This is a genomic window from Oceanobacillus salinisoli, from assembly GCF_009733865.1.
GTDB classification, from domain to species: Bacteria; Bacillota; Bacilli; order Bacillales; family Amphibacillaceae; genus Oceanobacillus; species Oceanobacillus salinisoli.
In genome coordinates this window covers 17,696-35,981 of the sequence record NZ_WOFB01000040.1, presented here as the reverse complement: position 1 = coordinate 35,981, position 18,286 = coordinate 17,696, and the positions used below count along the sequence as shown (strand labels likewise).

The 18,286-nt window shown below is 38.8% G+C and carries 21 protein-coding genes; 16 read left to right on the top strand and 5 right to left on the bottom strand.

Annotated elements, in window-relative coordinates; all coding sequences use genetic code 11:
- Nucleotides 1–153: 153 nt before the first annotated feature.
- Nucleotides 154–555 carry a DoxX family protein gene (locus tag GMJ66_RS19245; RefSeq protein WP_156291939.1) on the bottom strand — a complete coding sequence of 134 codons (402 nt, stop codon included), beginning with the start codon at nt 553–555 and terminating at the stop codon, nt 154–156.
- A 250-nt stretch (nt 556–805) separates the two neighbouring features.
- Here GMJ66_RS19245 and GMJ66_RS19240 point away from each other — a divergent pair, with 250 nt between their 5' ends.
- Complete coding sequence (locus GMJ66_RS19240) at nt 806–1,447, top strand: FMN-dependent NADH-azoreductase (RefSeq protein WP_156291938.1); 642 nt, start codon at nt 806–808, stop codon at nt 1,445–1,447.
- Nucleotides 1,448–1,649: 202 nt separating this feature from the next.
- Here the strand turns inward: GMJ66_RS19240 and GMJ66_RS19235 are convergent, their stop codons facing one another.
- Nucleotides 1,650–1,847, bottom strand: coding sequence for a hypothetical protein (locus GMJ66_RS19235; protein WP_156291937.1), 198 nt, complete (start codon nt 1,845–1,847; stop codon nt 1,650–1,652).
- A 268-nt stretch (nt 1,848–2,115) separates the two neighbouring features.
- Between GMJ66_RS19235 and GMJ66_RS19230 the strand changes: the two genes are divergently transcribed.
- The 3 genes from GMJ66_RS19230 to GMJ66_RS19220 all read left to right on the top strand — a co-directional run bounded on the left by GMJ66_RS19230 (nt 2,116) and on the right by GMJ66_RS19220 (nt 2,963).
- Entirely contained in the window at nt 2,116–2,223 is a 108-nt protein-coding gene (locus GMJ66_RS19230) for a YjcZ family sporulation protein (RefSeq protein ID WP_156291936.1), read from the top strand.
- A gap of 36 nt (nt 2,224–2,259) precedes the next feature.
- A complete protein-coding gene (locus GMJ66_RS19225) occupies nt 2,260–2,385 on the top strand; it encodes a YjcZ family sporulation protein (protein ID WP_197046770.1) in 126 nt (41 codons plus the stop codon).
- A 260-nt stretch (nt 2,386–2,645) separates the two neighbouring features.
- Complete coding sequence (locus GMJ66_RS19220) at nt 2,646–2,963, top strand: hypothetical protein (protein ID WP_156291935.1); 318 nt, start codon at nt 2,646–2,648, stop codon at nt 2,961–2,963.
- Between the two features lie 584 nt (nt 2,964–3,547).
- Here GMJ66_RS19220 and sda read toward each other — a convergent pair.
- A complete protein-coding gene (gene sda, locus GMJ66_RS19215; protein WP_156291934.1) occupies nt 3,548–3,694 on the bottom strand; it encodes a sporulation histidine kinase inhibitor Sda in 147 nt (48 codons plus the stop codon).
- A gap of 590 nt (nt 3,695–4,284) precedes the next feature.
- Nucleotides 4,285–4,722 (bottom strand): hypothetical protein, encoded by a 438-nt coding sequence (locus GMJ66_RS19210; protein ID WP_156291933.1) that lies wholly within the window; start codon nt 4,720–4,722, stop codon nt 4,285–4,287.
- Between the two features lie 553 nt (nt 4,723–5,275).
- Between GMJ66_RS19210 and GMJ66_RS19205 the strand changes: the two genes are divergently transcribed.
- The 12 genes from GMJ66_RS19205 to GMJ66_RS19150 all read left to right on the top strand — a co-directional run bounded on the left by GMJ66_RS19205 (nt 5,276) and on the right by GMJ66_RS19150 (nt 16,823).
- Nucleotides 5,276–5,716 (top strand): hypothetical protein, encoded by a 441-nt coding sequence (locus GMJ66_RS19205; RefSeq protein ID WP_156291932.1) that lies wholly within the window; start codon nt 5,276–5,278, stop codon nt 5,714–5,716.
- 26 nt (nt 5,717–5,742) lie between these two features.
- Nucleotides 5,743–6,108: an STAS domain-containing protein gene (locus GMJ66_RS19200; protein WP_197046769.1), complete on the top strand. Its 366-nt coding sequence runs from the start codon at nt 5,743–5,745 to the stop codon at nt 6,106–6,108.
- A gap of 432 nt (nt 6,109–6,540) precedes the next feature.
- A complete protein-coding gene (locus GMJ66_RS19195) occupies nt 6,541–7,035 on the top strand; it encodes a GNAT family N-acetyltransferase (protein WP_156291940.1) in 495 nt (164 codons plus the stop codon).
- A 134-nt stretch (nt 7,036–7,169) separates the two neighbouring features.
- Nucleotides 7,170–8,252, top strand: coding sequence for an N-acetylmuramoyl-L-alanine amidase (locus tag GMJ66_RS19190; protein ID WP_156291930.1), 1,083 nt, complete (start codon nt 7,170–7,172; stop codon nt 8,250–8,252).
- A 293-nt stretch (nt 8,253–8,545) separates the two neighbouring features.
- Nucleotides 8,546–9,670 (top strand): Fe(3+) ABC transporter substrate-binding protein, encoded by a 1,125-nt coding sequence (locus GMJ66_RS19185; RefSeq protein WP_156291929.1) that lies wholly within the window; start codon nt 8,546–8,548, stop codon nt 9,668–9,670.
- On the top strand, nt 9,671–11,317 hold the full coding sequence (locus GMJ66_RS19180) for an ABC transporter permease (protein ID WP_156291928.1): 1,647 nt from the start codon (nt 9,671–9,673) through the stop codon (nt 11,315–11,317).
- Nucleotides 11,314–11,970, top strand: coding sequence for an ABC transporter ATP-binding protein (locus GMJ66_RS19175; protein WP_156291927.1), 657 nt, complete (start codon nt 11,314–11,316; stop codon nt 11,968–11,970). Before GMJ66_RS19180 ends, GMJ66_RS19175 begins: the two co-directional genes overlap by 4 nt.
- A gap of 235 nt (nt 11,971–12,205) precedes the next feature.
- Nucleotides 12,206–12,823, top strand: a complete 618-nt coding sequence (locus GMJ66_RS19170; RefSeq protein ID WP_156291926.1) for a DUF421 domain-containing protein — start codon at nt 12,206–12,208, stop codon at nt 12,821–12,823.
- Nucleotides 12,824–12,834: 11 nt separating this feature from the next.
- Nucleotides 12,835–14,142 carry a chloride channel protein gene (locus tag GMJ66_RS19165; protein ID WP_156291925.1) on the top strand — a complete coding sequence of 436 codons (1,308 nt, stop codon included), beginning with the start codon at nt 12,835–12,837 and terminating at the stop codon, nt 14,140–14,142.
- 157 nt (nt 14,143–14,299) lie between these two features.
- Nucleotides 14,300–14,488, top strand: coding sequence for a hypothetical protein (locus tag GMJ66_RS19160; protein ID WP_156291924.1), 189 nt, complete (start codon nt 14,300–14,302; stop codon nt 14,486–14,488).
- 13 nt (nt 14,489–14,501) lie between these two features.
- A complete protein-coding gene (locus GMJ66_RS19155) occupies nt 14,502–14,756 on the top strand; it encodes a spore coat protein (RefSeq protein ID WP_156291923.1) in 255 nt (84 codons plus the stop codon).
- A 720-nt stretch (nt 14,757–15,476) separates the two neighbouring features.
- The gene (locus tag GMJ66_RS19150; RefSeq protein WP_156291922.1) at nt 15,477–16,823 is read left to right on the top strand and encodes an alkaline phosphatase; all 1,347 of its coding nucleotides are present in this window, start codon (nt 15,477–15,479) and stop codon (nt 16,821–16,823) included.
- An 848-nt stretch (nt 16,824–17,671) separates the two neighbouring features.
- On the opposite strand, the gene GMJ66_RS19145 is transcribed toward GMJ66_RS19150, so the two are convergent.
- Nucleotides 17,672–18,112 carry a GNAT family N-acetyltransferase gene (locus GMJ66_RS19145; RefSeq protein WP_156291921.1) on the bottom strand — a complete coding sequence of 147 codons (441 nt, stop codon included), beginning with the start codon at nt 18,110–18,112 and terminating at the stop codon, nt 17,672–17,674.
- Between the last annotated feature and the right edge of the window lie 174 nt (nt 18,113–18,286).

Sequence of the window (18,286 nt, the reverse complement as noted above, 5' to 3'; positions counted from 1 at the left end):
GTGTTTCCTTTATCTCCTGCGGGGACTGTTCGGTTAAAATCACCGCTTTGCGCGGCAACACCGAACCACCTGGCGTGGCCAGGCGCAGTCCGTACGTCGCTAAACGGCCGCTTGCGCTTTTCTTAAGAACTTCCCCTTTTAATTCTTTATAATCTATTCACCCTTGTTAAATAACATACGATCTATAGATAATTTTGTCTGTTCTGCAAGGATGAAGTAGACAGACATTGCTAGCAGTGCCAAGTCAATCTCATACCCTATCATTTGACCATTTCCAAGGAATCCTATAGATAATTTGGCAATAAAAATTCCGCCTAACATAATCACTGCAAACAGTACAGCAATGACTTTAGTTCCGGTACCGAGTATCATGGCAATCCCACCGATTAATTCTATAATTGCTACTACATAAGCCATAAATCCTGGAATTCCAAGACTGTCAAAATAGGCTGCCGTGTTGCTAATTCCACCTTGAAATTTGTCTAAGCCGTGGATAAAAAAGGTTAGACCAAGAACGACACGCAAAATAACTGTACCTAATTCTGTTTTACTCATATGTATCTCCTCCTTATAATGTAAGTTACTTTACGTAAGCTAATATATATTAATAATTAAGTTGTGTCAAGTAAGTATTTTCGATTTGCATAGTATCCTCTAGGAAACTATGTAACTTTGAAGTGCGTACTTGTTTATTTATATTTGATTACTTATACTATTAAACTGTATTTTAAAAATCTGCAAATCTCTGAAGTAGGATTATGGCAGAAAACCAATACATTAAAGACAACTAGGAGGATCATTTTTCATGAACGTATTAGTAGTGAAAGCAAATAATCGCCCGGCATCAGAGGGTGTATCTTCTAAAATGTATGAAACATTTATAGAAGCAGTGAAGGATGCAAAAAATGTGAATGTGACAACGTATGATGTTTTCGAGGAGGATATGCCTTATTTCGGGCAGGACCTTTTTAACGCATTTGGAAAAGTTCAACAGGATGGGGAATTAACGGATACAGAGCAGCGTATCTTAGCGGCGAAACAAAAAGCGAAGGACGCTTTTACTGATGCGGACGTGGTTGTATTTGCATTTCCATTATGGAACTTGACTATTCCAGCTAAGTTACAAACATTCATTGACTATATTGATGAAGCAGGATACACGTTTAAATATGACGAAAAAGGAAACCTTGTTCATTTAATGGCAGATAAAAAAATCATTCTATTAAATGCGCGTGGTGGTGTTTATTCCACACCGGAAATGGCTCCAATGGAAATGGCGGTTAATTATATGCATAATATTTTTGGCGGAATGTTTGGAATGGAAATCATCGGTGAAGTGATTATTGAAGGGCATAATGCAATGCCAGATAAATCAGAGGAAATTATTGAAGAAGGACTTCAAAAAGTAACAGAAGCTGCTTCAAATTTAGTTTATCAACTAGCTTAAATGAATATCAAATGAGGCAGTCCTTTTACAGGAAAAAAGGTATCCTAAGAACAATGCTGGTTTCCCACTTATAAAGTGGAAAAACCAGCATTATTTATTTCTTATGTAACAAGAATATCATTCGACAAAAAACGGGAAGTGACAGGCACCTCCCTTGTATATAAAAAGTACCTCACCAAAGAAAGTGAGGAAAAAGGGGAAGTTAATAAAAGCGTCTAGGGATTCTTGGATCAACCACTACCCTCTTTCTAAATGGTCGAACAATATGCCTTGGAACATCGATCACATTCAGACGGTCAACTTTTACTACAGGCTGAATAATTGGCTGGATGCGTGGTACGAAACGATCTCGAACTACATATTTTGGAGGACATACAATAGGTCTTATTCGATGAGACATGCATTACACCTCCTCATTTTTTATACATAATCCATTAAATGTTAAAGTCCTTCTTTTAGAAACGGCAAACATCATGAAGTTTAGACAGAGGTAAAATACAGGTTGTTGGCTCACCATTTGTAGATTGGTTACTATTAATCATTATATTTCAGCGAATAAGTGGAAAAAAGTTCATCACTAAATTATTAATATTTGGGTGATTATCCATGTCAATATGTCTAGATTATCATATAGTAACTTGTGTAATGGTTAAGGAGGTGTAGTGAGGATGAGTCAACCAGTTGCGGGAGGTTATGGTGGAGGTTTTGCCTTCATTGTTGTACTATTCATTCTTTTGATTATTGTCGGTTCTGCTTACGTAGGATATCCTTATTAATCTAGGAAAGAATAACAAACGTAAGGAGTGAGTTATATGGGACACGGTTATATGCCTTACGGTGGATATGGTTATGGAGGATATGGATATGGTACTCGAGGCTTTGCACTAATTGTTGTACTGTTTATCCTTCTAATTATCGTAGGAGCAGCTTGGTTATAACATGACATATTTGATAGAGACAATTTTAAATATTGTCTCTATAATTGAACCGCCACCTTTTTCTTCTTTTTTAATGATAATGCTGCTGGGGAACCTTACTATGGTTCCTCTTATTTATGTTCTTATAAATGGGGTTTCTATCTCCATCTTTCCGTGAAATTAGAGATTTTGCCTAGTCCATTTCATAGTTAAATGTCATAGGCTATAGGGAAAAGAGAAAAAATTCTTATGGATACAATGTAATGAAAAGGAGAATTCGAATGCATGGATATGGAAATAATGCACCAATTTATCAGCCTTACCCTGAAAGGTTTGGGGCACCGGGAGCGATTGATCCCCTAACTTCTGGACTGATTGGTGCAGGATTAGGATTTATCGGTGGAGGATTACTGGCTGGTGGACCAGGATTTGGCGCAGGCTTTGCAGGTGCAGCTCCTGGTTATGGTCCAGGATTCGGTCCTGGGACAGGAGTATATGGACCTGGATATGCAGGCTTTGGCCCGGGAGTCGGTGGATATGGCCCCGGATTTAGCGGATACGGCCATCATGTACCAGGATACGGTTATCGTTCTTTTTAATAAAATATATAGGTATAAAAGATATCTGTCCTTTATCAGCGGGCAGATATCTTTCCTGTTTTTGAAAGGAATTAAGAAGTAAATAATTGATGAAGTTTAAAGGATGGAAAATATATTACGGAGTTCATGCGATTGTTATGGATTGAGTATATACAGGTATTGCCTACATATACATATATATGCCTGTCCCCAATTCCTGTCAGCAATAAGGATGAGGGGACATAAGCACAATCATTGCCAAGAAGAAAATATTCTATAAGAGGATGTTCAAAAAATCCGGTGAAAATGACACATCGATAGTACTAAAAACGCCCACGTCCTTGAAAAAGAAAAGCACTATTTCTGCGTGCGATGTATCGCTGACGAAGTGTTCCTTGTCCTGTGGGAAACGTAGAAGTCACCACAACACGCTCGGGGCCCGCTAGTCAAAGCTTCACCGCCTCGAACTTTAAGGCGCACAGGACGTGCTAGTGTCAGCGCCCGCAACAAATGTTTTCGGTGGGACGAGTAACCGCAGTCCCAGGACGTTGCGATCTTAGCTGACCGGTCCTTTTCATCCTCCTTTTTGAACACGAACTATAACGTTAAGTTTTCATCTGTATCCCGTTTATTATAACTAAATCTCTTCTTCGTAGTTCATTGGCTAGTAATTCTATGAAATCTTCTTCTAAGCCCAATTCTACCGCTCGTTTATACGCTCGAATTAGTGTATCATCACTTAGAAACTCCATTTAGTTACCCCCAGCCGTTTGGTTTTTTATATTAAAACTTTCATTCCCGCTTTTAATCTCTTTATATGTCATATTCCCACTGTATTTAATATATAAACTGATTTCAAAGAGATTCACATTATTTCCATAATATGGAACCCGTGTTCAAAACGGAATGAGCAGCACTTGGCTGAATATCCTAAATGCTAGAAGAAGTAGATTACAATCAGGTGATAGAAGTTATGAATGAGTAGTGTTGACCTAAATGAGAGAATTATTTTAAGAAGAAGGCCTTTTTTGTAAGTTTTTACATGTGTCCGCAGTTGATATACACTCCAGACTAACTTTAGAATGCTAAGTTGGTGTACCTAATGCCTAACGCTACGGAAATACATCGCTTTCGGCGGACGGCTAAAGACCCCGCAGCGGTGGTTTTTCGCGAGGAGGCTGAAGCGTTGCCTGCTAAAAGCGATTGCCAGGATTGAAAACAACTCTGCGCTCGTTTACTTCGCAGTTTGTAAATTTAATGTCAAAACAAACCTCTTTTAGAAAACTGCCATAAAAAAAGAGATTAGACGTGGCCTAATCTCTTTCGTAAGAAAGAAGTAAAATTAAAATAGTAGATCTGTCGTTGTAAAGGCACCAACAGGAGGTAAGCCACCATTAGTAATAGGGGGACCGGTAAGTTCTGTACTGGTTGTTGCAATCCAGTCTCCAGTTGCCCCTGCCTGGATGGATGGTGGTTTCATCAAAAAGGATCCTCTCAGAATAAAGTGCCGAATCCCAATGGAAGGATCGTCAAATATGGATAAATTCCCTGAGAATGTAGCATATGGAGTATCAAAGGAAATTTCCCGAGTGGATTCATTCCATTCTCCTGTGATATCAAGTGGTGTACCGTGAAAATTAACTGTGCCACTGAATGTACGGTCTGTAACAGTGTCAATACTTAGTGTACCCATGACAAGTGGTCTGTTCGCCAAATTCGTGTGTATTCCCCATTGAGATGGAGCTGGTAATTCAACCATCGCATTCTGTCTGGTTTCCAAAGCTGTTCTCTCCTTTTTTATTAAATAATTAATAATCAGTATATGCAATCAGGAGAAGATTGGGGCTAAAATCCTAAATAAAAATGAATGATTAGGAAGATTTGCATGTGAAGAGTGCTTCCATACCTTCTAATTCGGAAGAGATATACATAACTCCAAAGTTAACACCGATACCATGAGGGAATAACTATGAATTCAAGAAGAATCATTTGGAAAATTGAGGAATAATGTGACTAAAAACGGAAAAAGGGGCAATCAATGCGACAAGCTCAGTAACTGAATTAACTGATCAATGTTCACAGGAAAAGGCTGAACGAGACAGGAGATTATTTAAACTTGATCTTTTAGTGGTTGGGGAAGATTTTAGTGAAAGTTGGGATAATTTAATAATAATGCCTATTATAGAGGCTCTTTGTAATAATATTTGTTATAATGTTCGATGTATGAAATAAATTCAAGAGACCATATATATGGTTTTGAACAAGAAAGGATAGATCATGGTTTAAACCAATCACAATGGAATATACTTATATACGAATGGAGTAGAGTCATCATGAAGTTGGATTTGGATGAAGGGAAAAGTTTTAAGGAGGTTTTTTTATTAACAAACAAAAAGAAATATAAGAAAATGTTAGGTTCAAAAGTGCAAGAATTTATAAATGTAGTTGAAAATGAAGAATTTGAATATGATTATTTGTATGATTTATCGTACAAACTGATTGAATTTATTCATAAGAGCGATGCTAAAGGGATTACTCAGTTAGCAGATAAACAAGGGGAACTATGGGCAAAAAGCGGAATAGACGTCACGTTGAAAATTGACTGGTTTGACGCATTTACAGAAGTATATTGGGAATTTCTATCCTTTTATTATGAAAAACAGGAATTTGATGTGCAGAGATTTTTCCAATTGCAAAAGGAAACAACTCGTTTTTTTAATGTCTATTTAAGGCAATTTATTAAAAGTTATGATGTTTATCAACAAAAATCATAACTAATCAGCGGTCTACCATTGAAGAGTTGACAACCCCTGTTATTCCTTTAACTGATTCCATAGCAATTTTGCCAATTGTGGGAACCATGGACACTTATCGGGCAAAGCGTATTCAGCAGAGGGCTTTGGATTTTGTTTCAAAGACGAAGGTCAATCATTTCGTTATCGATTTATCTGGTGTTGATTATATGGACACGTTTGTCATTAAGCATTTGGGAAATATTATCAGTGGGCTAAAGCTACTGGGGTGTGATGCCATCTTAACTGGTATGAAAGTGGAAGTTGTACATACGATGGTCGATTTAGGGATTTCATTGAAACATGTTGCAACTAAACGAAATTTAAAACAGGCATTTGAGGAATATGTTTTGGAAAATGAAGGGTTCGAATAAAGGGTTGTTAAAAGAACCTTATATTTAATAAACTTCCCTCATCAAAGATACCTTCTTGAATTCACTAGCCAGTCCGTTGGCGATGATATATAAATTGGAATTAACATATGAAAAAGGTTTTCAACACCCGGGCGCATTTCTAAGGGGGATGCGCCTTTAAATATATTGGAAGAGTCGAATAAGAAGTAATCGAAATCACTAAAGTTACGGATAATCAATTGGAATCGGGAAACAGGGAAAATACTACTCTGTTATTTCCCTTTCTACGTGGAGTTTGGAGGTATGGGTTAAACTTTGGGAGAAGGATCCATATCTATAAGGTGACATTCTTTCGTTTGATTTTCTCAAGGATATGGTACCAATTGGAAAGTACTAAATGGGAATAATAGATGGGAAAGGGTGGAGAACGTGCTTTGTTTAGTTCAACCAACAATGGATTTACAGAAGGAATATCTTTCTTTTTATCAGGAATGGGTGAAAAGTGGGGAAGAAATGATACCGTGGGTCATTCAAAGAGATCCGTCTGACTTTAATAAAATGGTGGCATTTTTAGAGGATAATGAAAAGGGTATTAATCTTCCAGATGGCTGGGTGCCCGATTCTACGTATTGGCTGGTCAATGAAGAGAAGAGAGTGCTTGGAGTTGTGAATATACGGCATCAGTTAACTGGTCCATTGTTACGTTCAGGAGGCCATATTGGTTATGGCATTCGTCCTTCTGAAAGGAGAAAGGGATATGCCACGAAGTTATTGACCTTATCCCTTGAGAAAGCAAGAAATCTTGGGATTGGTCATGTATTAGTAGTTTGTGATAAAACAAATACAGGTTCTCTAAAAGTAATTATGAAAAATGGCGGTGTGGAAGATTCGGATTTTGTAGAGGATGACGGCAACATTGTGAAGCGTTTTTGGATAGAAAATCAATAAGTATGAAAGCGCAGGGAGTTGTGAGTCCTGCGCTTTTTTTAAATAAAAAAAACAGACGGACAAGGTGATTCGGATTTTAGCCCAAACAGAATATGGGTTTATGCGTAATATAGGGAGTATAGGAGGGAATCTTTATGGCTTTTAAAGTTGTAGTTGGAGCAGGACATGGAGGTGGAGGTTCCACTCCAGGAAAACGAACTCCTGAAGGGGAATTTGAATGGAATTTTAATGACAAAGTTGCAGATGCCTTTGTTGCAGAACTAAGCAAGTATGACGACGTTCAAATACTCCGTGTAGATGATGACGATACTACCGGTGGATTAGAAGATGTTCCACTAAGGAATAGAGTAAATGAGGCAAATCGATGGGGTGGAGATATTTATATTTCGTTTCACCATAATGCCTACACAGGAAGTTTTGGGAACTGGACAGGAACAGAAACTTACTATTATAAAGGATCCTCTGAAGGAAAAAGATTGGCAGAATTCGTCCATGATGCAATGCTAAGGGCATATGGATTGCGTGACCGAGGAATTAAAGATGGAAGTCACTTATATCTTATTAAAAATACGAATATGCCTGCCGTTTTGACTGAGGGCGGGTTTATGGATTCTCGAATTGACATTGAAAAGCTTCGAAATGATCAAGTACTCCAAAATGCAGGGAGGTACACAGCCCAGGCTGTTGCGGAGTATGCAGGATTGAAGAGAAGCGGAGGAAGTGGCAATAACAATAATGGTACAACAGAACAGGCAACGAAGGTATCAGCTGCACCAAAAAGTGAAGTGAAATCTGAAGTCGTCACTTCTGCTGGAAGCGATAATGCCGGTGATGTTGCGAATATTCAAGCGACATTAAATAAACGGTACAACACAAATATAAAAGTAGATAATATATATGGTCCAAATACACAAAGGGCACTTGTAAGAGGCTATCAAACAGAGTTGAATAAGCAGTTTAATGCTGGTTTGACGGTAGACGGCATTTTTGGCCCGAGAACAAAAAGGGCTACGGTTACAGTCTCTAGAGGGAGCAGAGGTAATATTACTTGGATCATCCAAGCAACTCTAACATGTAAAGGCTATAATACAAATGGGGTTGATGGGATCTTTGGCAGTGGCACAGAAAATGCAGTAAGACAATTCCAAAGAGATTCAGGACTTAGTGTTGACGGCATATTCGGGAAAAACACAGCCGAAGCCCTATTTACGAGTTAAGGTGCCAATTGGTGCCTGTCACTTCCTGAAATATGTAGAAATTTGTCGACACGTTGTGTTGTCTATATGGGTTTTAAATGATCAAAATGCTGGGTTTCATCTATTGAATGGGTGGGACTCAGTATTTTTTGCTGGATGCAATTCGACAATTTTCAACAAAAACCGGGAAGTGACAGGCACCTAAAAGGCGCCTAAAAAAACTATTGACAAAACTCTTTATTGCTATAAAATGGATAATATAATCGATATTGATAATCATTATCAATTACAAATTACATATAGGAGGAGATAACATGCGGAATTCCAAGATTTTTCTTTTCATTTGTACAACCCTATTTCTTGCGGTGTTTCTAACAGCTTGTGGAAATAGTGAAAGTACTTCAGGTTCATCTGAGAGTACAGATGACAGTGCAGAGACGGAGCAATCGTCAGAGGATGCAGCTACTGATGCATCTCAGGAAGGCGAGGGAGAAGTGAATATTTATACAGCCCGTCACTATGAAGTGGATGACAAGGTGTATGAACGCTTCACGGATGAAACAGGAATTAAGGTGAATGTCGTTAAAGGTGATGCTCCTGAACTGATTGAGCGAATCAAGCGTGAAGGCGAAAGCAGTCCAGCAGATTTATTCATTACCGTCGATGGAGGCGTTTTGGCACATGCCAAACAAGAGGATATTTTGCAGCCGATACAATCAGATGCCATCGAGGAAAATGTACCAGAATTATACCGCGATGAAGATAATAATTGGGTAGGAATGAGTACACGGGCACGAGTAATTGTTTATGCAAAAGATCGTGTTTCTCCAGAAGAATTATCAACTTATGAGGATTTAGCAAGTGAGCAGTGGGAAGACAAATTATTAATTCGCTCTTCCACAAGTTTATATAACCAGTCACTACTGGCTTCATTAATTGAATTAAATGGTGAAGAGGAAGTAGAGGCATGGGCAGAAGGAATCGTGAATAATTTTGCACGCAATCCAGATGGTGGTGACCGTGACCAAGCGAAGGCAATCGCCGCTGGTACAGGGGACGTTGGAATTATGAATACGTATTATGTAGGTTTAATGGCCAACTCTGAAAATCAAGAAGAAGTCGATGTTGCTGACCAGTTAGGCGTTTTCTTCCCGAACCAGGATACGACAGGTACACATATTAATATTAGTGGTATCGGTTTAACGAAGCATAGTCCAAATACGGAAAATGCCATTCAACTTATTGAATATATAACGAGTGCTGACATTCAGGAATTTATTACATCGCAAAATTATGAGTACCCGGTAAACCCAGATGCCGAGTGGCCTGAACTCCTTCAGTCATGGGGAGAATTTAAACCACAGGAAATAAGCTGGGATGCGTTGTTAGAACATAATCAAAAAGCTATTGAAATTTCTAACAAAGTAGGCTGGCAGTAAATGGAGCTTGATAAAGCGAGGCGTTATTTTCAAAAAGAATGTAACGGCTGGTGGTTGATTAGCATGGTGGGAGCAGGGGTTATCCTGCTCCCTATTCTCTATGTATTTCTGTCACTTTTTCAATCACCAAATGAAAATTGGATTCATATTCGTCAGTACCTGCTGCAAACCTATACCGTAAATACGATCATTCTTGTAACTGTAACAGGATTATTAACGGCATTTATTGGTGTGTTATTAGCCTGGTTAATTGCTTCGTATGACTTCCCGTTTAAACGGTTCTTTCGCTTCACCTTAATTTTCCCATTAGCAATACCGCCATATATTGCAGCATATACTTACCGAAATATGCTCAGTTATACGGGAGTCGTTCAGTCGACGCTTCGTAATCAATTGGATATACATATAAATTCTGAACTGCTGACGTTGACATCTGTAAGTGGCTCAATCTTTATTTTTACGTTTTTTCTATATCCTTATGTGTATTTAATTACACTTGCCTTTTTGGAAAAACAAAGTGCTGCCTACATTGAAAATGCGCGAATGCTTGGACAGAAGCCAGTGCCGATATTTTTTAAAATCATCCTGCCGTTATCAAGACCTGCCATAATTGGCGGGGTAGTCCTGGTTGTGTATGAAGTGCTGAGCGATTATGGTGTAACAAGTTATTTCGGTGTTCATACCTTTACAACTGCGATATTTCAAACCTGGTTTGGGATGTATGATGTGGATTCTGCCATGAGACTTGCTTCATGGCTAATGATTATGATTGTAGGATTGGTTTTCATAGAAAGACTGTTGCGAAAACGCCGGCGGTATCATCTGCCAAGACAATCAAGGTCCATTGTTCCGGTCCGGTTAAAAGGTGGAAAAGCAGTAGCTGCCAGTTTAGTCTGTGGTACGATTGTATCGATCGGATTTTTTATTCCTGTTATCCAGCTGCTTGCTTGGGCTGGAATGACTTTTCATACTATTTGGGACAGCCAATTTTTTGAGCTGCTGTATCAAACCGTATACATTGCAGTCATTGCAACGGCTATTATTCTAGTATTTTCAACTATCATAGCAAATGTTACACGTTCACCATCCACCTTTTCATATATTTTGTCAAAAATCGTAACGGCGGGATATTCCATTCCCGGGGCAATCATTGCTATTGGTGTATTGGCATTATTTATTTTATTGGACGGTTGGCTTGCCCCAGTCTATGAATGGATGGAACTTGGTGAGGCACCTTTGATATTAAGCTTGTCTCTTGTCATGCTCGTTGTTGGGTATGTTATTCGGTACATGGCAATGGGCTACAATGCAATGGAAGTTGGGTTTGAAAAAGTAGGGAATCGCTATACAGAATCTTCCAGAATGCTGGGGCATGGTAAAACGACAACTTTCTTTAAAGTAGAGTTGCCATTACTAAAAGGCGCACTTCTCAGTGGATTTTTACTCACTTTCATAGAAATTTTTAAGGAATTACCACTTGCTCTTTTGCTTCGTCCGTTCAATTTTGAAACACTGGCAACCAAGACATACCAGTATGCGAATGATGAGCGGATTTACGAGGCTGCCATCCCTTCCTTAATAATTATTGCTGTGAGTGTTCTATCTGTAATCGTAGTACAACTGCTGGACAGGAGGGTGAAAGAATGAATATTGTCGATATTCAGGAGCTATCTTTTTCTTTTTCTCGTAATGATGAGCCAATTATCGATCGATTTTCACTTTCAATTAAAAAAGGAGAAGTAGTCGGTATCCTCGGGCCAAGTGGAAGTGGAAAAAGTACTCTTCTTCGCCTGATTGCTGGGTTGGAAATGCCGTCATCCGGGAGTATTACCATTGCTGGGAGACGGGTAGTGGACGACCGTATGTTCATCCAGCCTGAAGACCGTGGTGTCGGTATGGTTTTTCAGGATTATGCTTTATTTCCGCACATGACAGTAAAGGATAATATTATGTTTGGACTTTCAGGCTTACCAAGAGATAAAAGGAAGAGTGATCTGGAAGAAATGCTGGAATTGGTTCAGATGCAGGATTATAAAAAGCGGTATCCACATGAACTAAGTGGGGGACAACAGCAGCGGGTGGCATTGGCTAGAGCACTGGCACCACGGCCAAATGTCCTTCTGATGGATGAGCCCTTCAGTAATTTAGATACAGATTTAAAGGATGAGATTCGCCATGATTTGCGTGAAATATTGCAAAAGGCTGACATGACATCGATATTGGTTACACATGACCAAAAAGATGTAGCCGCAATTTGCACCAAACAAATGATGGTGCCTGTCACTTCCCGAAGTATGTAGAAATTTGTCGAATTGTTAGTGTTCGATTTTTATTTATGTAGTGAAGTAGCATAGATTTATATAAGTTGAAGAAAAAGCTGGTATTTAATGTTATAGGTTAAATACCAGCTTTTTTTGCCGTTTAAACTAAATATAATTCGACAAAATCCGGGAAGTGACAGGCACTTAAGGGAATATTCTTAGTTAGTTTTGGGAAGCTATTCATAAATTGGAAGATGAATAAGGGGGTTTGATTTTGGATTTACATTTTATTTGGAAGGCCATTGTTATTGTTGTTGGTGGAGTGCTTATTTTAAGATTGGCTGGAAGAAAATCGATCTCCCAGCTTACGGTTGCTCAGACGATTATGATGATAGCAGTTGGCTCCTTAATTATTCAACCCGTAAGTGATAGAAACATATGGATCACACTAGTAATTACCTTTTTAATGGTTGTTACACTATTATGTATTGAACTGATTGTCTTAAAGTCAGATAGGTTAGAGACGTTTATATATGGAAAGTCAGTAATTGTCGTTGAAAATGGAAAGATTAACAAGGAGAATTTAAGGAAGCTCCGCTTAACAGTTGATATGCTGGAAGTGCGTTTGAGACAGCAAAATATACAAAATATAGGTGACCTCCAGTGGGCTACCATTGAATCAAATGGCCAATTAGGATATAGCCTGAAGCCGAATAAACAATACGCAACAAAAGAGGATATTGAAAATCTTATATCGATGATTCAGGGGAATCAGCAAAATCCTCCAGTCAAAACAGAATCAACATCTCCCGCAACGAGTGGGGGAGATGACATATTTACAGAAGTTAAAAATAAGGGACACAAGAAAAAATTTCCGGAAAGCTTGAAATGAGGCATTAAAAAATGGATACCAAACAAAAATATAAGAACTTTTTTTCCATTCTATTTCAGTGGATTATTTTTGGTGCAATCATCGGTGTAATTATAGGTTCCACAACGGCTCTACTTTTACAGCTAAACGATTTTCTCGGTGAAACACGGGAAAAAAATCATTCCTGGCTTGTCTTTCTCCTTCCACTGGGGGGAATTGTTATCGGTTATATCTATACGAAATTTGGAAAAGTGTACATCCACAACAATTTACATGATGCTGCCGAGTCCAATAACTTAGTGATAGACAGTGTTCATGGAAACAAACGGATGCTGAAGCGAATGGGACCTATCGTTTATTTGGCAACCTTTATAACCGTCCTGTTTGGAGGGTCGACAGGAAGGGAAGGTGCTGCTGTTCAAATGGGAGGAAGTGTGGCTGAAACCGTCAACCAGTGGTTCAGGATTAATATCTTAGACAAAAAAATCCTGATTATGAGTGGGATAAGTGCCGGGTTTGGTGCAGCCTTTGGAACTCCTATTGCAGGGGCCTTTATGGGAGTGGAAATGGCTGCTTTAGGGCGAATTAAATTTGAAGGAATTATCCCATGTCTGGTAGCAAGCTTTACTGGCCATTATATCACTACAGCAGCATGGGGTGTTCAACATGAAGAATTCGTCATACAAATTGTACCGGAGCTATCTGTTGTTGCTTTTGCCAAAGTGATTTTTGTTTCCATTCTTTTTGGCCTACTAAGTGTGGCATATGCCCAATTGCGTCATGGGATCCAGAATGTATCAGAAAAAGTTTTTCATAAAAACCACATGAAAAGGGCGTTTACAGGTGGTTTAATTATCGTTATTTTAACGCTAATTGTTGGTTCGCAGGATTATAATGGACGAGGTATCGATATGCTGCAGCAATCCTTTCATGAAGATGTCCCTCCTTATGCATTTCTGGCCAAGCTTGTTTTTACTGCTGTGACACTTGGTTCAGGATTTTTTGGCGGGGAGGCTATTCCTCTATTTTTTATGGGGGCCACTCTAGGAAATACATTACATGACTTTATGAACTTGCCAATGTCCTTTATTGCTGCATTAGGATTGATTGCTACGTTTAGTGGTGGGGCAAATACTCCGATTGTAGCGTTTTTATTAGCATTGGAAATGTTTCATGGAAAGGGCGTCGAATTCTTTTTTGTGGCTTGTTTCGTTAGTTATATTGTTTCTGGTCACCACAGTCTTTGGCCTTCCCAGGAAATTCATGAACCAAAGAGTAAATTATTTAATATTGTCAGTGGGGAAACGATAGAACAAGTGGAAAAGAAAAAGAAACATTAGTGAGTATTCGATCAGAGCTAGAGTTAATCTTTCATCATTACTGTAATGAAGTAACAAATAACCATTCATAGGAAGGTAAAGGAATTTTTTTCATGTATAACGTATTCCTTTCCTTTATATGGGAAACGTAAAAATGATTGCTGAAAGGAGGGTTTGGATGAATAATAATTTGACAGAGCTGGAGTTGGAAAATTTACGCCATCTAATTGGTGGGCATGAGATGGCAGCCAAAAAATTAGACAGCTATGCACAAAATTGCACTGATTCAGAGTTGAAAACGATGCTGCAAAACGATGCTCAAGCTGCTAGACAAGCACAACAGCAACTTATGAACTTTTTAGGATAAGGAGGAATCAGTAATGCTACAGGAAAAAGATATGGTAAATGACTATTTAGCAGGGTTAAATGCCAGCCTAACAGGTTATGCCACATATATTAGCGAATCCAATAATGAGGAATTAAGACAAACATTAATTCAGCTAAGAAATCAGGATGAGACTCGCCAAAGAACTTTATATAACTATGCACTGCAAAAGGGTTATTATCAACCTGCCGCACCTGCTGCACAGGAAGTTGTTCAACAGGTGAAAACCCAATTATCTTCTGGACAGTAAATACTTTAATTAGCTAAGAAGCCGAATTTTTGTAATTAGAAATTCGGCTTTTATTGTTGTTTGGACAATGGGAAAGTGTAAAATTTCAGCTGAGAAGTGGGTTCAACTTAGCCCAAATTTTAATTTCAAGTATGAGGAAAACTAACACCTTCGCTTAAGAACGAGCGAATCTGTTGGTTTTTCTAAAGTTTTTCGCATGTATTTAATAAACTTTAGCGATATTTTGCGTTGACAGGAAAGTATAAAATTTAGCAAGAAGTGGTTCGACGTATCTAAAATTTTAACGTCCCAAATATAAAGAGAAACGAACATAAATGTGTTCGTCGTGTTGTAAGATGGTTCAGTGAAGCAGGACTTATCGCAAGGTTAACAGAAGATTATGCAAATAGATAATCAGGCGGTAACTCAAGGAGTTGGCTTTCCTAAAAGGAGGATAATTAAGTTCTTCTAAAAAGATAATAAAGAATAAATTTTCGGCTCTACCAGGGTATTTTTAAAGGCAGAGTGGAAGCAGGTGATATCCTACTAATCGTGAGAGAAATAATAGATTGGTTTTTATCGTCATTTCCTTGTTATAGCAATGTTTATAGCTAGCAGTGTGAAAGAAGTCATAGTCGTTTAGCCTGAACTTTTTTAATTGAACTTTTACCAGTATTTAACTTCTATTTTATATGAATCTATTAAACTAGCAGTGTAGTAAAAATTGAGAGGAGAGGTTCAATGTTTAAAAAGCTAGGTGTTGTTGCTTTAAGTACTGGTCTTGTTTTATCAGGATTGAGCTTGAGCACGGCAGATGCGGCTAAGCCTGAAAATCCGGGGAATGGAAATGCCAAAGGGAATAATGGAAAAGTAGAAAATGTGATCTTCATGATTCCAGACGGATTTAGTGCGGATTATGCTTCCAATTATCGTGTGTATAAGGGTGAAGAAGCGGTTTGGGACAGCCATTTAAAAGGGATGTTTACGACTCACTCTGCTGATTATGATGTTACAGATTCCGCTGCTGCTGGTACAGCAATGGCAACTGGTGAAAAAACAAATAATGGCACGATTGGAATTGATCCAGAAGGAAATGAGCTGACTTCTATTCTTGAGGCATCAGAAGAAAATGGAAAATCCTCTGGACTAGTAGCGACTTCAACTATTTCTCATGCTACTCCTGCTGCCTTTGTTGCAAATGTGGAGGATCGCAACAATGAAACAGAAATTGCTAGACAGTTAGTCTCTAGTGATGTGGATGTTATGCTTGGTGGAGGAAAAAATAACTTCCTTCCAGAATCCGTAGGTGGAAATCAAGAAGAATTAAATTTAATAGAGCAAGCAGAAGAACAGGGCTTTAATCTAGTTGAAACTCGTGATGAATTACTGGATATCGATGAAATAAATGTTGAAAATGGAGAAAGATTGCTTGGTCTATTTGCAGATGAAGCACTTACTCCAGAATTACACCGTGGAGAAACGGAAGAACCAAGTTTAGGTGAAATGACAAAAACGGCAATTGATATATTGGAAGAAGATAAGGATGGATTCTTCCTTGTTGTTGAGGGAAGCCAAATTGACTGGGCTGGACATGATAATGATGCAGCATGGGCAATGTCTGATGTTGCAGCATTTGAACAAGCAGTAGAAGAAGCAATTAATTTTGCAGAAGAGGACGGGAAAACATTAGTCGTTGTTGCTGGTGACCATGATACTGGTGGGATGACTACTGGTGCGAACGGATCCTTGGACTTAAACGCAGATGTACTTCAAAATGTTACAGCTACAGGTGACTACATGGCCACGCAGCTAAATGAAGATCGTTCCAATGTTCGTGAAGTCGTGGAAACTTATACTGGATTAACTTTAACAGAGCAAGAGATTCAAGGCATTCAGGAAGCAGACGATCCAGCGTTTGCCATTAACACAGTGGTAAGTGATTATGCACTTGTTGGTTGGACGAGCACGAACCATACTGGTGCAGATATCCCAGTATATGCTTATGGACCACAATCTGAGCAGTTCGTTGGATTTTATGACAATACAGATCTTCCAAAAATTATCGCTGATATTATGAAGTTAAAATAAAGCTGATGATTAACTTTCCGCTAACCTATATGTATGGAAGCCTGTCTTATTTTGAGGCAGGCTTCTTTTTTTATTGCTTAGCGAAATTATAAAATGTAAAACTGTGGATAATTTTTATTACTTTAAGTAGCCACATCCAGCTCCAGCGCCCAGCGACTAGCGAGACTTCCTTCACCTCCGTACGATAAAGAAGACTTGCTGATTGGTGAAACCAGAGGCTTAGTCGCACTTATACCCTTGCGGTGAAAGTCAACATCGACTCAGGTTTTTAGGAAGGCCGACTAAAAGCGGGCTAGCGCTCAGGCGTCGGCATACCCCTATGAAGGGGCATGTTTCCTTTATCTCCTGCGGCAGTGGAATGTTCGATTAAGACCACTGCTTTGCGCAGCAACATTGAACCACCTGGCATGGCCAGGCGCAGTCCGTACGTCGCTAAACGGGCGCTTGCGCTTTTGTTCCGCTTTAGGAAAATATAAAGTTTAGCATGAAGTGGAGTTGACATACTAAAAATTTTTTATGTACCAAAAAGGACACAAATGTGCTGTTCGTATAGTGGGATTCTTTAAAGATGCAGCACTCTTTGCAGTGATAAAAGAAGATTAGATTATCCAAGTGAAAATCAGCCAGTAATTTGAAGGGGCTGCTTCGATAAAAGGCTAATGAATGGGAACTTTTGATAGGTGGAGAGGTGAGGGGGAATGCTGCGGAGGTCAAGTCGTTCATGCTGAGGGGAGTGATAGGGCTATGGGTTCAGCCTTCCATGTGAGGAATTCGATCTTTGTGTCTCCCCGGTATTATCCTTCCTACACCGATATCCCGGGAAGTGGGATCTTGAATACGGAAAACTTCTAATCCACTTCCAATTCCATTAACGTATATACTTCATGAAAACCCAGTTTTTCATAAAGCTTTTTGGCAGGATTGCCGGCAAAGACATTTAATTGAATATTGGAGTAACCCATTTGCTTTAAGTGCTCAATTGCTTCATCACAGAGTTTTTTTGCAATTCCTTTGTTTCGATATGCAGGCAATACAAATAATTCTGGAATCATTCCGACCGTTTTGTCTGTATAAGGATCATAGGAGAAGCCAATGCCGATCCACCCTTGAATTGCTTTCCCATCCGTATAAATTAGATAATATCCTCCATTTTTCAAAAAAGGAGATATCAGTTGAATTGCCTTCTCATAGCTACCTTCAACATGTCCTGCAGTCGCTTCATTCATCACATCCAGAGCATAATTTAAAATCTGCTGTGTTTCCATGTAAGTTGCTTTTCGAATGGCCATCTAGTTGTGCACTCCTTTAAAAAGGGAATAGGAACAAATACTTTACCTAAAAAGTGTTACACCATTTTATGATAGATTTTATCTTTTTGTTCCTTACTTATATATAGCACTGATACCGTGATAACTGGGGAAAGTGCCCAGATTTTTCGCAATTGGGATAATAACCATATCAAA

What these genes read in the sequence shown, in the direction of transcription:
- GMJ66_RS19195 (WP_156291940.1), top strand. Translation starts at nt 6,541, where the DNA reads ATGGATTTACAGAAGGAATATCTTTCTTTTTATCAGGAATGGGTGAAA.
- GMJ66_RS19185 (WP_156291929.1), top strand. Translation starts at nt 8,546, where the DNA reads ATGCGGAATTCCAAGATTTTTCTTTTCATTTGTACAACCCTATTTCTT.
- GMJ66_RS19220 (WP_156291935.1), top strand. Translation starts at nt 2,646, where the DNA reads ATGCATGGATATGGAAATAATGCACCAATTTATCAGCCTTACCCTGAA.
- GMJ66_RS19180 (WP_156291928.1), top strand. Translation starts at nt 9,671, where the DNA reads ATGGAGCTTGATAAAGCGAGGCGTTATTTTCAAAAAGAATGTAACGGC.
- GMJ66_RS19190 (WP_156291930.1), top strand. Translation starts at nt 7,170, where the DNA reads ATGGCTTTTAAAGTTGTAGTTGGAGCAGGACATGGAGGTGGAGGTTCC.
- GMJ66_RS19145 (WP_156291921.1), bottom strand. Translation starts at nt 18,112, where the DNA reads ATGGCCATTCGAAAAGCAACTTACATGGAAACACAGCAGATTTTAAAT.
- GMJ66_RS19230 (WP_156291936.1), top strand. Translation starts at nt 2,116, where the DNA reads ATGAGTCAACCAGTTGCGGGAGGTTATGGTGGAGGTTTTGCCTTCATT.
- GMJ66_RS19225 (WP_197046770.1), top strand. Translation starts at nt 2,260, where the DNA reads ATGGGACACGGTTATATGCCTTACGGTGGATATGGTTATGGAGGATAT.
- GMJ66_RS19205 (WP_156291932.1), top strand. Translation starts at nt 5,276, where the DNA reads ATGAAGTTGGATTTGGATGAAGGGAAAAGTTTTAAGGAGGTTTTTTTA.
- GMJ66_RS19245 (WP_156291939.1), bottom strand. Translation starts at nt 555, where the DNA reads ATGAGTAAAACAGAATTAGGTACAGTTATTTTGCGTGTCGTTCTTGGT.
- GMJ66_RS19155 (WP_156291923.1), top strand. Translation starts at nt 14,502, where the DNA reads ATGCTACAGGAAAAAGATATGGTAAATGACTATTTAGCAGGGTTAAAT.
- GMJ66_RS19150 (WP_156291922.1), top strand. Translation starts at nt 15,477, where the DNA reads ATGTTTAAAAAGCTAGGTGTTGTTGCTTTAAGTACTGGTCTTGTTTTA.
- GMJ66_RS19165 (WP_156291925.1), top strand. Translation starts at nt 12,835, where the DNA reads ATGGATACCAAACAAAAATATAAGAACTTTTTTTCCATTCTATTTCAG.
- sda (WP_156291934.1), bottom strand. Translation starts at nt 3,694, where the DNA reads ATGGAGTTTCTAAGTGATGATACACTAATTCGAGCGTATAAACGAGCG.
- GMJ66_RS19175 (WP_156291927.1), top strand. Translation starts at nt 11,314, where the DNA reads ATGAATATTGTCGATATTCAGGAGCTATCTTTTTCTTTTTCTCGTAAT.
- GMJ66_RS19240 (WP_156291938.1), top strand. Translation starts at nt 806, where the DNA reads ATGAACGTATTAGTAGTGAAAGCAAATAATCGCCCGGCATCAGAGGGT.
- GMJ66_RS19160 (WP_156291924.1), top strand. Translation starts at nt 14,300, where the DNA reads ATGAATAATAATTTGACAGAGCTGGAGTTGGAAAATTTACGCCATCTA.
- GMJ66_RS19235 (WP_156291937.1), bottom strand. Translation starts at nt 1,847, where the DNA reads ATGTCTCATCGAATAAGACCTATTGTATGTCCTCCAAAATATGTAGTT.